Genomic DNA, 13860 nt, shown 5'->3' with positions numbered 1-13860 from the left:
ATATCTCGTGACGGGCCCCCTCTCGACAGGGCCCTGCCCGTGCGGCGACGGAAGGCGCCCTTCCGCACCTGCCTCACTCCCCCGCCGGCCCCGCCTCCCCCGCCAGCCTGCCGCGCACCCGCTCCACCACGTCGTAGTACCGCGCCTCGGAGCCGTACCGCGTGGGGGTGTAGTACCGCTTGCCGTGCACCTCGTCCGGCGCGTACTGCTGGGCCGCGATGCCGCCGGGGAGGTCGTGCGGGTACTGGTATCCCTTGCCGTGGCCGAGCTTCTTCGCGCCCTGGTAGTGGCTGTCGCGCAGATGCGGCGGCACCGGCCCCGCGAGCCCGGCGCGCACGTCCGCCAGCGCCGCGTCGATGGCCAGGTAAGCCGCGTTGGACTTGGGCGCGAGCGCCAGCGCGATGGTCGCCTGGCCCAGCGTGATCCGGGCCTCGGGAAAGCCGATCATCGCGACGGCCTGCGCGGCGGCCACCGCCGTCTGCAGCGCCGAGGGGTCGGCCAGCCCGATGTCCTCGCTCGCGGAGATCATCAGCCGCCGGGCGATGAACCGCGGGTCCTCGCCCGCCTCGATCATCCGGGCCAGATAGTGCAGCGCCGCGTCCACGTCCGAGCCGCGGATGGACTTGATCAGCGCGCTGGCCACGTCGTAGTGCTGGTCACCGGCCCGGTCGTACTTCACGGCCGCCCGGTCGACGGACTCCTCCAGCGTCTGGAGGGAGATCTCCTTCTCCCCCTTGGAGATCGCCGAGCCGGCGCCGGCCTCCAGGGCCGTCAGCGCCCGGCGCGCGTCCCCGCCCGCGATCCGCAGCAGATGCGCCTCGGTGTCCTCGGGCAGCGTCACCGCGCCCGCCAGCCCCCGCGCGTCCGTCAGCGCGCGCTTCAGCAGACCGCGCAGGTCGTCGTCGGTCAGCGGCTCCAGCGTGAGGAGCAGCGAGCGGGAGAGCAGCGGGGAGATCACCGAGAAGTACGGGTTCTCGGTGGTCGCGGCGATGAGCGTGACCCAGCGGTTCTCCACCGCCGGGAGCAGCGAGTCCTGCTGGGCCTTGCTGAAGCGGTGGATCTCGTCCAGGAAGAGGACGGTCTCCTTGCCGTACCCGCCGGAGGCGCGGCGGGCGCCGTCGATGACGGACCGCACCTCCTTCACCCCCGCGGTGATCGCGGAGAGCTCCACGAAGCGCTTGTTGGTCGCCTGGCTGACGACGTACGCGAGGGTGGTCTTGCCGATGCCGGGCGGGCCCCACAGGAACACCGAGGACGGCCCCGCCGGGCCGCCCTCCCCCTCGCCCACCAGCCGCCGCAGCGGCGATCCGGGCTTCAGCAGATGCTGCTGGCCGACCACCTCGTCCAGGGTGCGCGGACGCATCCGTACGGCGAGCGGGGACCCCGCGGGGTCCTTCTCCTGGCGGTCTTCGGCAGCGGCGGTGAACAGGTCGGGCTCCACGCTTCGACCTTAATTCACCGTACTGACAACGCGGCCGCCGCCTAGAGCAGCGTGCTCCAGTACTGCGTCCACCAGCGCGTGAGGACGAGCAGCGCGATCACGCCGTACCAGAGCACCGGGACGACCCAGTGGAACTCCAGGACCGCGTTGCGCAGGCCCGCGGGCGCCTTGATGATGCCGTGCTTGATGTTGTGCACGGTCGTGTACCAGAACATCAGGATCGTCACGAGCCAGGTGAGCGTGCACCACAGGCACAGCGAGTTGATGACGTACAGCGACTGGCTCATCAGCCACATGCAGAAGACCGTGCCGAGCAGCGTGCCGATGTTCAGGCCGATCCAGTACCAGGCCTTGAAGCGGGCACCGGCGAGCACGGCCATGCCGATCGCCATGACGACGCCGAAGCCGACGAGCCCCGCCATCGGGTTCGGGAAGCCGAAGACCCCGGCCTGCGCGCTCTTCATGATGTTGCCGCAGGAGATGATCGGGTTGATGCTGCAGGCCGGCTTGAAGGTCGGGTCCTCCAGCAGCTTGAACTTGTCGAGGGTGATGACCCAGGCGGCAAGGAGACCGAGCGCGCTGGTGATCACCAGGAGCAGCGCGAAGGGGCGACCCGCTCCGATGGTGCCGTCGCCGTCCGTACGGCCGTGGTCGGTGGTGGACACGTCATCAAGCGTAGTCGTCGTCATATCGCCGTTCCGTCGGTCCCTTGGTGAATCCGCCCGTTCGAGCCTCACATTGTGCCCCAACCGGTGCACCGGGCACCGTTCGCTGCGCATAAAACCGAACGCCGGCGAACGCCCTTCCGGCCCATGACGAAGGGCCCGGCGACCATTCGGTCCCGGGCCCTTCGCACAGAAAAACGAGGGGTCAGCTGTCCAGCTTCCGCCGGACCTCCTCGACCACCGCGTCCAGCGCGACCGGGGCCTGCTCGCCGCTCTCCAGGTCCTTGAGCTGGACCACGCCCTCGGCCAGATCCCGCTCGCCGGCCACGATCGCCAGCCGCGCGCCCGAACGGTTGGCGGACTTCATGGCGTTCTTCAGGCCCTTGCCGCCGTACGCGAAGTCGGTCGCGAGACCGGCCCGGCGCAGCTCGGTGACCGTGCCGAAGAGCACCCGGCGGGCCTCCTCGCCCAGCGGCACGGCGAAGACGGCGGTGCTGGCCGGGATCTCCAGCTCCACGCCCTCGGCCTCCAGCGCCAGGACCGTACGGTCCACGCCGAGCGCCCAGCCGACGGACGGCAGCGCGGGGCCGCCGATCATCTCCGACAGGCCGTCGTACCGGCCGCCGCCGCCCACAGCGGACTGCGAGCCCAGCCCGTCGTGGACGAACTCGAAGGTGGTACGGGTGTAGTAGTCCAGGCCGCGCACCAGCTTGGGGTCGTCCTCGTAGGCCACGCCCGCCGCGGTCAGCAGCTCGCGCACCTGCTCGTGGTACGCCTTGCAGTTCTCGCAGAGGTGGTCGCGCAGCAGGGGCGCGCCGGTCAGCTGCTTCTGCACGTCCGGGCGCTTGTCGTCCAGGACCCGCAGCGGGTTGATCTCGATCCGGCGGCGGGTTTCCTCGTCCAGGTCCAGGGCGCGCAGGAAGTCCTGCAGCGCGGCCCGGTAGGCGGGGCGGCACTCCTGGTCGCCGAGGCTGTTCAGCAGGATGCGGAAGTTCCGCAGGCCCAGCGAGCGGTACGCGTCGTTCGCCAGGATGATCAGCTCGGCGTCCAGCGCCGGGTCCTCGGCGCCGATGGCCTCCGCGCCGACCTGCGAGAAGTGCCGGTAGCGGCCCTTCTGCGGGCGCTCGTAGCGGTAGTACGAACCGCTGTACCAGAGCTTGACGGGAAGGTTGCCGGACTTGTGGAGGTTGGCCTCCAGCGCGGCGCGCAGCACGGAGGCGGTGCCCTCGGGGCGCAGCGCGAGCTTGTCGCCGCCCTTGGTCTCGAAGGCGTACATCTCCTTGGTGACGATGTCGGTGGACTCGCCGACGCCGCGCGCGAACAGCTCGACGTTCTCGAAGCCGGGCGTCTCGATGTAGCCGTAGCCGGACCGCTTGAGGGGCCCGGAGATCGCGTCACGGACCGCCAGGTAGGTCGCGGACTGCGGCGGGATCAGGTCGTAGGTGCCCTTGGGGGCCTTGAAGGTGCTCACGGAAGCTTTCGTCACATTCCTCGTCGCGGAGCCGGGCTCTGGGGGCCCGTTCCGAGGCCGGCGGCCACTTCCCGCAGGAAGGGGTTGGTGGCGCGTTCCTGGCCGATGGTGGTCTGGGGGCCGTGTCCTGACAGCACCACGGTCGAGTCGTCCAGCGGGAGGCATACGCGCTCCAGCGACCGGAGGATCTCGGCGTGGGAGCCGCCGGGCATGTCGGTACGTCCGATGGAGCCGGCGAAAAGCAGGTCGCCCGAGAAGAAGACCGGCGGGATGTCGGCCTGCTCGGGCATCCTGAAGGTCACCGACCCCTTGGTATGGCCCGGCGCGTGCGCGACGGAGAACTCCATCCCGGCGAGCGACAGCGTGCCCCCGTCGGCCAGCTCCTTGACGTCGTCCGGCTCACCGATGGTCAGCTCGCCCATCAGCTGCTGCCCGATGGAGCGGCCCAGCGCCTTCTCCGGGTCGCTCATCATGTAGCGGTCCTCGGGGTGGATCCAGGCGGGGACGTCGTGCGCGCCGCAGACCGGGACCACCGAGGCGACGTGGTCGATGTGGCCGTGGGTGAGGACGACGGCGACGGGCTTGAGGCGATGCTTCCTGACCGCCTCCTCGACGCCTTCCGTGGCCTGGTGGCCCGGATCGATGATCACGCACTCCTCACCCGCGGCGGGGGCGACCAAGTAGCAATTGGTGCCCCAGGCCCCGGCGGGGAACCCGGCAATCAGCACGTTCGTCCTTCTATCGTCCGGCGGACAGATCCTGGCGGGCCCCGGCATGCGGCCCTGGCGGATCTCACAGAAACATGCTGCAAGATCTCTGCTGTTCAGAGCCTACCGGCGGGACTCCCGCAGGAGCGAACCCGTATACGGTACGGCCACGGCAGAGCACACAGACCAAGGAGACGGCCTGGTGGTCAAGGGGGATCAGCGGCGCAAGCAGCTCGCGCGCCAGAAGTACGAGCGTCAGGCCCGCAGGCGGGTCGAGAACCGGCGGAAGACCAAGCGCCGCAACGTCGTCGTCGCGTCGGCACTCGCGGTGGTGCTGGCCGCCGGCGCGACGGTGTACGCCACGGCGGGCCTGGTCGGCGCGGACAACGGGAACGACGCGAACGCGGCGGCCGACCGGCCGAAGGACCCGTGCGCCGCGCCCGCCAAGGGCGAGCCGTCCGAGAAGCAGTGGAAGAAGGAGCCGAAGCTGACGGTGGACACCGCCGCTTCGTACACCGCGAAGCTCGCCACCACCTGCGGCGACATCACCCTGAAGCTGGACGCGAAGAAGGCCCCGCACACGGTCAACTCGTTCGACTTCCTGGCGGGCGAGAAGTACTTCGACCACAGCAAGTGCCACCGCCTGGTCGACGACGGCCTCCACGTCCTCCAGTGCGGCGACCCCACCGGCACCGGCCAGGGCACCCCCGGCTACACCATCCCGGACGAGAACCTGAAGGACTCGCGGCTCAAGGGCAACGTCTACCCGGCCGGCACGGTCGCGATGGCCAACCGGTACGACGGGCAGAGCGAGAAGACCCGGGACACCGGCGGCAGCCAGTTCTTCCTGGTCTTCCAGGACAGCGAGCTGCCGCCCAATTACACGCCGTTCGGCACCATCACTCAGGGGATGGACGTCCTGAAGAAGATCGCGAAGGCCGGCTCCACCGCCGACCCGCAGACCCGCAACACCGCGCCGAACGCCACCGTCGTCATCGACCGCGCCCGCGTCACGAAGACCTGACGTACTCCGGCCATCCTTGCCTGGACCACGGAATTTCGGTCGTGCGGGATGCGGACAGCCGGGCCGCCGGTCGCCTAGATTGGCGTTGGGTAGGGTGCCTGCTCCGACGGCTGCCACCTTCACCCGCAAGAACAGTCCGTCGGACCGGCCGGGGCGCAGTCCCGCCGGACAGAAACTGTGGACGATGCCCGGGGCCTCCGCGTCCCGCCGGCATCATGTGGAGGAGGCGCTGTGAGCAGCGACCCATGGGGCCGCGTCGATGAGACGGGGACCGTGTACGTGCGTACCGCCGACGGCGAGCAGGTCGTCGGATCGTGGCAGGCGGGATCTCCCGAGGAGGCCCTCGCCTACTTCGAGCGCAAGTATGAGGGCCTGGTCGTCGAGATCGGCCTCCTCGAACGACGGGTCAAGACCACCGACCTGTCGGCCAAGGACGCCATGACCGCCATCGACCACCTGCGCCAGCAGGTGGACGAGCACCACGCGGTGGGTGACCTGGACGCCCTGCGCAAGCGCCTGGACGCGCTCGTGCAGACGGTCGAGGCCCGCCGCGAGGAGCGCAAGGTGGCCAAGGCCCGGCAGGCGGACGAGGCCAGGACGGCGAAGGAGAAGCTGGTCGCCGAGGCCGAGGAGCTGGCGGCGAGCGAGCAGTGGCGGGCGGCCGGCGAGCGGCTCCGTGCCCTGGTCGACACCTGGAAGGGGCTGCCGCGCCTGGACCGCAAGTCCGACGACGAGCTGTGGCACCGCTTCTCGCACGCCCGGTCGGCGTTCTCCAAGCGGCGCAAGGCGCATTTCGCGTCGCTGGACGCCCAGCGCGAGCAGGCCCGGCAGACCAAGGAGAAGCTGGTCGCGGACGCCGAGGCGCTGTCGAACTCCACGGACTGGGGCCCCACCGCCGCCCGGTACCGCGAGCTGATGCAGGAGTGGAAGGCCGCGGGCCGCGCCCAGCGCGAGCACGAGGACGACCTGTGGAACCGCTTCCGCGGCGCCCAGGACGTCTTCTTCCAGGCCCGCAGCGAGGTCTTCGCGGAGCGGGACGCCGAGCAGCGGGAGAACCTCACCCGCAAGGAGGAGCTGGCCGTCGAGGCCGAGAAGCTGCTCCCGGTCTCGGACCTCAAGGCCGCGCGGGCCGCGTTCCGTTCGATCAACGAGCGGTGGGAGGCCGTCGGCCACGTGCCGCGGGACGCCCGCCCGAAGATCGAGGGCCGGATGCACGCCGTCGAGCGCGCCATCCAGGAGGCCGAGGAGGCCGAGTGGCGGCGGACCAACCCCGAGGCGCGGGCGCGTGCCGCGGGGCTGACCGGCCAGCTCCAGGACGCCGTCGACAAGCTCCAGAAGCAGATCGACACGGCCCGTGCGGCGGGCAACGACGCCAAGGCCGACAAGCTCGCCCGTGAGCTGGAGGGCCGCCAGGCCCTGCTGGACCAGGCCCAGAAGGGCCTCCAGGAGTTCGGCGGCTGACGCCGGGCGGAACGCACGCACGGAGGGCCCCGGTACGAGACCGTACCGGGGCCCTCCGTGCGTCGTACGGCGGCTAGTTGGGCCGGCGGGCCGAGGTGACGCGGTAGACGTCGTAGACGCCCTCCACGCCCCGTACCGCCTTCAGGACGTGCCCGAGGTGCTTGGGGTCGCCCATCTCGAAGGTGAAGCGGGAGGTGGCCACCCGGTCACGGGAGGTCTGCACGGCCGCCGACAGGATGTTGACGTGCTGGTCGGACAGGACCCGCGTGACGTCCGAGAGAAGCCGGGAACGGTCCAGCGCCTCCACCTGGATGGCGACCAGGAAGACCGAGGACTGGGTCGGCGCCCACTCGACCTCCAGGATCCGCTCCGGCTGTTTGGACAGCGAGTCGACGTTGACGCAGTCGGCGCGGTGCACCGAGACGCCGGAGCCGCGGGTGACGAAGCCGATGATCGGGTCGCCCGGCACCGGCGTACAGCAGCGCGCGAGCTTGACCCAGACGTCCTCGACGCCCTTGACGACCACACCCGGGTCCGCGCTGGAGCGCCGCTTGGAGCGGCGGATCGGCGTGGACTCGGCGATGTCCTCGGTGGCCTCGTCCTGGCCGCCGAGCGCCTGCACCAGCTTCTGCACGACGGACTGCGCGGTGACATGCCCCTCGCCGATCGCGGCGTACAGCGACGAGATGTCCGGATACCGCATCTCGTGCGCGAGCGTGACCAGGGAGTCGCCGGTCAGGATGCGCTGGATCGGCAGGTTCTGCTTGCGCATGGCCCGTGCGATGGCGTCCTTGCCCTGCTCGATCGCCTCGTCGCGGCGCTCCTTGGAGAACCACGCGCGGATCTTGTTACGGGCCCGCGGCGACTTGACGAAGCCGAGCCAGTCCCGGGAGGGGCCGGCGCCCGGCGCCTTGGAGGTGAAGACCTCCACCAGGTCGCCGTTGTCGAGGGTCGATTCCAGCGGTACCAGGCGCCCGTTGACGCGGGCGCCTATCGTGCGGTGGCCGACCTCGGTGTGCACGGCGTACGCGAAGTCCACCGGGGTGGCACCGGCCGGCAGCGCTATGACGTCGCCCTTGGGGGTGAAGACGAAGACCTCGTTGCGGGAGAGGTCGAAGCGCAGCGACTCCAGGAACTCGCCGGGGTCCTCGGTCTCCTTCTGCCAGTCCAGCAGCTGCCGCAGCCACGCCATGTCGTTGACCGCGTCGTCCTTGCCGGCCTTGCCCTTGGGCACGTCGGTGCGGACCTTGGAGGCACCGGCCACGGCCTCCTGCTTGTACTTCCAGTGCGCGGCGATGCCGTACTCGGCGCGGCGGTGCATGTCGAAGGTGCGGATCTGCAGCTCGACGGGCTTGCCGTTGGGCCCGATGACCGTCGTGTGCAGCGACTGGTACATGTTGAACTTGGGCATCGCGATGTAGTCCTTGAACCGGCCGGGGACCGGATTCCACCGCGCGTGGACCGTGCCGAGCGCGGCATAGCAGTCCCGGACGGTGTCGACGAGGACACGGATGCCGACCAGGTCGTAGATCTCCGCGAAGTCCCGGCCGCGGACGATCATCTTCTGGTAGACGCTGTAGTAGTGCTTGGGCCGTCCCGTGACGGTGGCCTTGATGCGCGCCGAGCGGAGATCCGCCTGGACCTCGTCGGTGACTATGGCCAGGTACTCGTCGCGCTTGGGCGCCCGCTCGGCGACCAGCCGCACGATCTCGTCGTACATCTTGGGGTAGAGGATCGCGAAAGCGAGGTCCTCCAGCTCCCACTTGATGGTGTTCATGCCCAGCCGGTGCGCCAGCGGGGCGTAGATCTCCAGCGTCTCGCGGGCCTTCTTCTCCTGCTTCTCCCGCTTGAGATAGCGCATGGTGCGCATGTTGTGCAGCCGGTCGGCGAGCTTGATCACCAGGACCCGGGGGTCCTTGGCCATCGCCACGACCATCTTGCGCACCGTCTCGGCCTGCGCGGCCTCGCCGAACTTGACCTTGTCCAGCTTGGTGACGCCGTCCACCAGCAGCGCGACCTGGTCGCCGAAGTCCCGGCGGAGGGTGTCCAGGCCGTACTCGGTGTCCTCGACCGTGTCGTGCAGCAGGCCCGCCATCAGCGTGGCCGGGTCCATGCCCAGCTCCGCGAGGATGGTCGTGACCGCGAGCGGGTGGGTGATGTACGGGTCGCCGCTCTTGCGCTTCTGGCCGCGGTGCCAGCGCTCGGCGACCTGGTAGGCCCGCTCGACCTGGCGCAGCGTGGCCGTCTCGATCTTGGGGTCGTTGCTGCGCACGATGCGCAGCAGCGGCTCCAGTACCGGGTTGTACGGGCTCTGGCGCTGCACTCCGAGCCGGGCCAGGCGGGCCCTCACCCGGTTGGACGAACCGGACCGGCTGCCGGACTGGCCGGTGTACCCCGGCGGCAGCGGCTTGGGGGCCGAGGGCGGCGGGGTGGGCTTGGGCGCCGGGTCGGCGGGCCGGGCAGCCGTCGGGCCGGGCCCTGCCGGTGCTTCCTTCCCGCCGTTCTTCGACGCGTCCGCGGTGCCGCCCGCGGGCCGGTCGTCCGGATGCGCGGCGGCGCCGCCCCCCGGCGTGCGGGGGGAGAGCGGCTGGGCCTCGTCTGGCAAGAGCAACTCCTCGCTGGGACCTTTTCCACCGGCGAACGGGCGGAAAAGAGCGGTGCCGGACCACCGGTCCACGGAGTGGCCGGGCTGCCATGGTATCCATGCCGGCAGCCGCGGCTCCTCCGCGGGCCGGTGCTCCTGTGGACACAGCAAAAGGGCATCCGCATTTATGCCGGATGCCCTTTTACCTGCACTTTGCTTGGCTTTCGAGTGTCGGACGCGGCCCGCGGCCACGTCCCCGGGGCCGCGCGGCCCCCGCCTCAGACCGTGATCAGCGCCTCCAGCGGGGCGCCGTCCAGGCCGGTCGCCAGCCTCTCGCGGCCGTCCAGGAAGCCCAGCTCCAGCAGGACCGCCACGCCCGCGACCTCGGCGCCGGACCGGCGGATCAGGGTCAGCGAGGCATCGGCCGTACCGCCCGTGGCCAGCACGTCGTCGATCACCAGCACCCGGTCACCCGGGCCCAGCGCATCGGCCTGGATCTCGATCGTGGCGTGGCCGTACTCCAGCGCGTAGCTCTGGCCGAGGGTCGCCCCGGGGAGCTTGCCGGCCTTGCGTACGGGCACGAAGCCGACGCCCGCCTTCACCGCGACCGGCGCCGCGAGGATGAACCCGCGGGCCTCCAGCGCCACGATCTTCGTCGCGCCGAACTCGTCGCAGACCCCGGCCAGCGCGTCGGTCAGCTTCCCGAAGGCGGCCGGATCGGCCAGCAGCGGGGTGATGTCCTTGAAGACCACGCCCGCCTGCGGGTAGTCCGGCACGTCGGCGATCCTGCTGAGCAGCAGCTCGCGCAGCTCCGTGGGGGCGGTCATCGGCGCTTCCCCGACGGACGGCCACGGCCGCCCCGGTTGCCGCGGGAGTCGGGCCGGCTGCGCGGACCGGCCGCCGAGCTGCCGGCCGCGGCCGGGTCACCGGCGCCGTCCTGCGGCTCCTCGCCGGCCTCTGCCGCGCCCTCGGCCGCCCCCTCCTGGGAGTCGGCCTTGGCCGCCGCCGCGGAACGCTTGCTGCGGACCCGGCGGGCCAGCGCCTGCATCTGCGGCTCGCGGCCCTTGAGGTCGGCGACCAGCGGGGTGGCGATGAAGATCGAGCTGTACGCACCGGCCGCCAGACCCACGAACAGGGCGAGCGAAATGTCGTTCAGCATGCCCGCGCCCAGGAAGCCACCGCCCACGAAGAGCAGACCGGCCACCGGGAGCAGCGCCACGACCGTGGTGTTGATCGACCGGACCAGCGTGGAGTTGATCGAGCGGTTGGCGACCTCGCCATAGGTGTACCGGGACTGCTTCGTGATGCCCCGCGACGCCTCCTTGAGGCTGTCGAAGACCACCACCGTGTCGTACAGCGAGTAACCGAGGATGGTCAGCAGACCGATGACCGTACCCGGTGTGACCTCGAAGCCGACCAGTGCGTACACACCGACCGTGATCGTGAGGTCGTGGATCAGCGCGATCAGGGCCGCCAGCGCCATCCGCCACTCGAAGGCGATGGCCAGGTAGATGACCACGAGGACCATGAAGATCCCCAGGCCCAGCCAGGCCTTGTTCGCGATCTCCTCGCCCCAGCTCGGGCCGACCAGCTGGGTGTTGACGTCCTTGACCGGGACGTTCAGGTCCTTGGCCAGCTCCTCCTGGACCGGCACGGCCTCCTTGGTGTCCAGCTCGCTGATCTGGATCCGCAGGCCGCCGTTGCCGAGCTTCTGGACCACGGCCTGGTGGCCGTTGGAGGCGGACTCGGCGTGGTGCTGGGCCTGGCTCGCCGAGACGGTGGTCTTCGGGGTGGTGAAGACCGCGCCGCCGGAGAACTCGATGCCCATGTTCAGGCCGCGCACCGCGAGGCCCACGATCGCCACGATGGTGATCAGGATCGAGACGGAGTACCAGATCTTGCGCTTGCCGATGAAGTCGTAGCCGACCTCGCCGCGGTACAGCCGGGCGCCGATGTTGCCGAGCTTGGACATCTCACGCCTCCTTCGTCTCGATGGGGGCGGAGGTGCGCCGGCCGCGGCGCAGCGGCGGCTTCGCGCCGAGGCGCGTGGGATCCAGACCCGACCACGGGTGCCCGGAGGAGAAGAACTTCCGCCGGGCCAGCAGCGTCATCAGCGGCTTGGTGAAGAAGAAGACCACCACGACGTCCAGCAGGGTCGTCAGGCCGAGGGTGAACGCGAAGCCCTGGACCTTGCCGACCGTGACGATGAAGAGCACGGCAGCGGCCAGGAACGACACGAAGTCCGAGACCAGGATCGTGCGCCGGGCACGCGGCCAGGCCCGCTCGACGGACGGCCGCAGCGTACGGCCCTCCCGGATCTCGTCCCGGATGCGTTCGAAGTACACGATGAAGGAGTCGGCGGTGATACCGATCGCCACGATCGCACCGCAGACCGCCGGTAGGTTCAGCGCGAACCCGATGGCGGGACCGAGCAGGGTCATCAGCGTGTACGTCAGCACCGCCGAGACCACGAGGCTGGCCAGCGCCACCAGGGACAGGCCGCGGTAGTAGGCGATGAGGTAGATGATGACCAGCGCGAGGCCGATGGCGCCCGCGATCAGGCCGGCGTTCAGCTGCTCGCCACCGAGCGCCGCGGTCACGGTGGTCTCGTCCGCGATCTTGAAGGAGAGCGGCAGCGCACCGTAGGACAGCATGTTCCCCAGGTCCTCGGCGGACTGCTGGGTGAAGCCGCCGGTGATCTGGGCGTTGCCGCCCGCGATCGCGCTGCTCACCTGCGGGGCCGAGACGACCTCGCCGTCCAGGGTGATCGCGAACTGGTTCTGCGGCGGGGTCTTGGTGGCGATGTCACCGGTCACGTCGGCGAACTTCTTGCCGCCGGCGGAGGTGAAGTTCATCTGGACGAGCCAGCCCTGGCCGCCCTGCTGGTCGAAGGTGGCCTTCGCGTCGTCCACGTCCGTGCCCTCGACCTTGACCGGCCCGAGCACGTACTTGGTCTTGCCGTCGTCCTCACAGGCCACGATCGAGTCGCTGGGCTTGGCCCGCGCGGCCTGCTCGGCGGCCTCCGAACGGCTCGCCTTCGTGGAACAGTCCAGCGCCGCGAGCTTCTTCTGCAGCGCCGCGGGGATGTCCGCACCCTGGGGCTGCTGCTGGGCCGGCGGCGCGCTGGGCGTCTTGGTGGCGGACGGCGTGGCCGAACCCGAGGGGGCGTCGTCCTTCTTGAGCGCGTCACTGACGGCCCGGCCCTGGGTGGTGGGCTTGCCGGAGGGGGTGCCCGAAGCGGAGCTGCCGCTGTCGCCCTTCTCCTTCTCACCGCTGCCGGCCTTGGGGCTCTCGGAGGCGCCCGGCGTGGGCGTCTTCGTCCCGGCCGCGGCCGTCAGCACCGTACGGAAGCCGAGCTGGGCGGTGGTGCCCACCTGCTGGCGGGCCTGCTTCGCGTCCGTCCCCTTGGGGATGTTCACGATGATGTGGTTGGTGCCCTGCGTCTGGACCTCGGCCTCGGAGACACCGAGACCGTTGACCCGGCGCTCGATGATCCCCGACGCGGTCTTCATGTTGGTCTCGTTGATCGCGTTGGGCTTGCCCGGCATGTTCTGGGCTTCCAGCGTGAAGCTCGTACCACCCGCGAGGTCGATGCCCAGCCTCGGCGTCATCGTGCCGGAGTAGAACATCCCCCCGACCAGCGCCGCGATGACGACCAGGATCAGGATCAGGGCGCGCCCCGGCCTGCCCTGGGTCGCAGGCGACCTTCGGCCCTTGTTCGGTGCTGCCACCTTCTCGTATCTCCCTGTCCAACCGCCCGAGTCAGGTCAGTGCCGGACGGCCACGAAGTCTTGTGGGGACGTGCCCCCGCCGGAGCCTAGACGGTCCAGGAACCGCGGTGCACCGCACTCGGCGCGCACCGCGGTTCCCTGAGAGGCGGGCCTACTTCGCGTCGGCGCCGCCGTCCTTCTTGGCGTCCTTGGCCTCGGCCTTGGCGTCCTTGGCCTCGGCGGCCTTGGCGTCGGCGTCCTCGGCCGGGGCCGCGTCGGCCTTCGGCTCGTCGGCGTCGGCCTCGGCGGTCTTCTCCGCGGGAGCTTCCTTGCCCAGGTCGATCTTCTCGCCGGCGTCACCCTTCTCGGTGGTGTCGTCGTCGGCGGCGTTGACGGCGGAGGCGCCGGTCAGGGAAGAAACGTCGTCCGGGACGACGGTGCCCTTCTCGGCACCGTCGATGATGCGGTTGTACTCGTCGTCGGGCAGCACGGCGCCGACGGCGTTCTTCGCGTACAGCGCGTGTACGCCGGGCGCGATCTCCAGGAGGACCGAGTCGTCGTGGATCTCCTTGACGGTGGCGTACATGCCCCCGATCGTGCGGACGCCGGTGCCGGGCTGCATTTCATTCCGCATCTGCGCTGCCGCCTGCTGCTTCTTCTTGGCGGAGCGCGTCATCAGGAACATGGCCCCGATGAGCACGATGAACGGGAGGAGAGTCATGATATTCACGGGACGGACATTCCTTCGCACGACCGCGGAGGCGCGGCCTGGTATACGGGGGTTGGTATGCCGGACC

At 70.3% G+C, this 13860-nt stretch carries 11 protein-coding genes; 2 read left to right on the top strand and 9 right to left on the bottom strand.

Translation table 11 applies throughout. The annotated features are described in order from the left end of the window. Positions 1-73: 73 nt before the first annotated feature. The 4 genes from ACZ6WH_RS07195 to ACZ6WH_RS07180 all read right to left on the bottom strand — a co-directional run bounded on the left by ACZ6WH_RS07195 (position 74) and on the right by ACZ6WH_RS07180 (position 4305). Positions 74-1441 (bottom strand): replication-associated recombination protein A, encoded by a 1368-nt coding sequence (locus ACZ6WH_RS07195; RefSeq protein ID WP_432851822.1) that lies wholly within the window; start codon positions 1439-1441, stop codon positions 74-76. A gap of 41 nt (positions 1442-1482) precedes the next feature. Beyond that, the gene (locus ACZ6WH_RS07190) at positions 1483-2130 is read right to left on the bottom strand and encodes a vitamin K epoxide reductase family protein (protein WP_432851824.1); all 648 of its coding nucleotides are present in this window, start codon (positions 2128-2130) and stop codon (positions 1483-1485) included. 181 nt (positions 2131-2311) lie between these two features. Continuing rightward, entirely contained in the window at positions 2312-3577 is a 1266-nt protein-coding gene (gene hisS, locus ACZ6WH_RS07185) for a histidine--tRNA ligase (protein WP_469726648.1), read from the bottom strand. Between the two features lie 11 nt (positions 3578-3588). Further along, complete coding sequence (locus tag ACZ6WH_RS07180) at positions 3589-4305, bottom strand: MBL fold metallo-hydrolase (protein ID WP_432851828.1); 717 nt, start codon at positions 4303-4305, stop codon at positions 3589-3591. A gap of 181 nt (positions 4306-4486) precedes the next feature. Between ACZ6WH_RS07180 and ACZ6WH_RS07175 the strand changes: the two genes are divergently transcribed. Both ACZ6WH_RS07175 and ACZ6WH_RS07170 read left to right on the top strand, forming a co-directional pair. After that, the gene (locus tag ACZ6WH_RS07175; protein WP_469726646.1) at positions 4487-5308 is read left to right on the top strand and encodes a peptidylprolyl isomerase; all 822 of its coding nucleotides are present in this window, start codon (positions 4487-4489) and stop codon (positions 5306-5308) included. A gap of 231 nt (positions 5309-5539) precedes the next feature. After that, positions 5540-6769 (top strand): DUF349 domain-containing protein, encoded by a 1230-nt coding sequence (locus tag ACZ6WH_RS07170; RefSeq protein WP_361562201.1) that lies wholly within the window; start codon positions 5540-5542, stop codon positions 6767-6769. A 73-nt stretch (positions 6770-6842) separates the two neighbouring features. Here the strand turns inward: ACZ6WH_RS07170 and ACZ6WH_RS07165 are convergent, their stop codons facing one another. The 5 genes from ACZ6WH_RS07165 to yajC form a co-directional block, all read right to left on the bottom strand. Continuing rightward, entirely contained in the window at positions 6843-9374 is a 2532-nt protein-coding gene (locus tag ACZ6WH_RS07165; protein WP_361562200.1) for a RelA/SpoT family protein, read from the bottom strand. A 257-nt stretch (positions 9375-9631) separates the two neighbouring features. After that, a complete protein-coding gene (locus ACZ6WH_RS07160) occupies positions 9632-10180 on the bottom strand; it encodes an adenine phosphoribosyltransferase (RefSeq protein WP_432851833.1) in 549 nt (182 codons plus the stop codon). Then, positions 10177-11325 (bottom strand): protein translocase subunit SecF, encoded by a 1149-nt coding sequence (gene secF, locus ACZ6WH_RS07155; RefSeq protein WP_469726643.1) that lies wholly within the window; start codon positions 11323-11325, stop codon positions 10177-10179. Before secF ends, ACZ6WH_RS07160 begins: the two co-directional genes overlap by 4 nt. A gap of 1 nt (position 11326) precedes the next feature. Beyond that, on the bottom strand, positions 11327-13084 hold the full coding sequence (gene secD, locus ACZ6WH_RS07150) for a protein translocase subunit SecD (protein WP_432851837.1): 1758 nt from the start codon (positions 13082-13084) through the stop codon (positions 11327-11329). Between the two features lie 151 nt (positions 13085-13235). Beyond that, the gene (gene yajC / locus ACZ6WH_RS07145) at positions 13236-13793 is read right to left on the bottom strand and encodes a preprotein translocase subunit YajC (protein ID WP_469726641.1); all 558 of its coding nucleotides are present in this window, start codon (positions 13791-13793) and stop codon (positions 13236-13238) included. Positions 13794-13860: the final 67 nt, after the last annotated feature.

The organism is Streptomyces sp. NPDC050806, from assembly GCF_055586425.1.
Note: the sequence above shows the minus strand (reverse complement) of the source record. Positions and strands in the feature narration are given on the sequence as shown.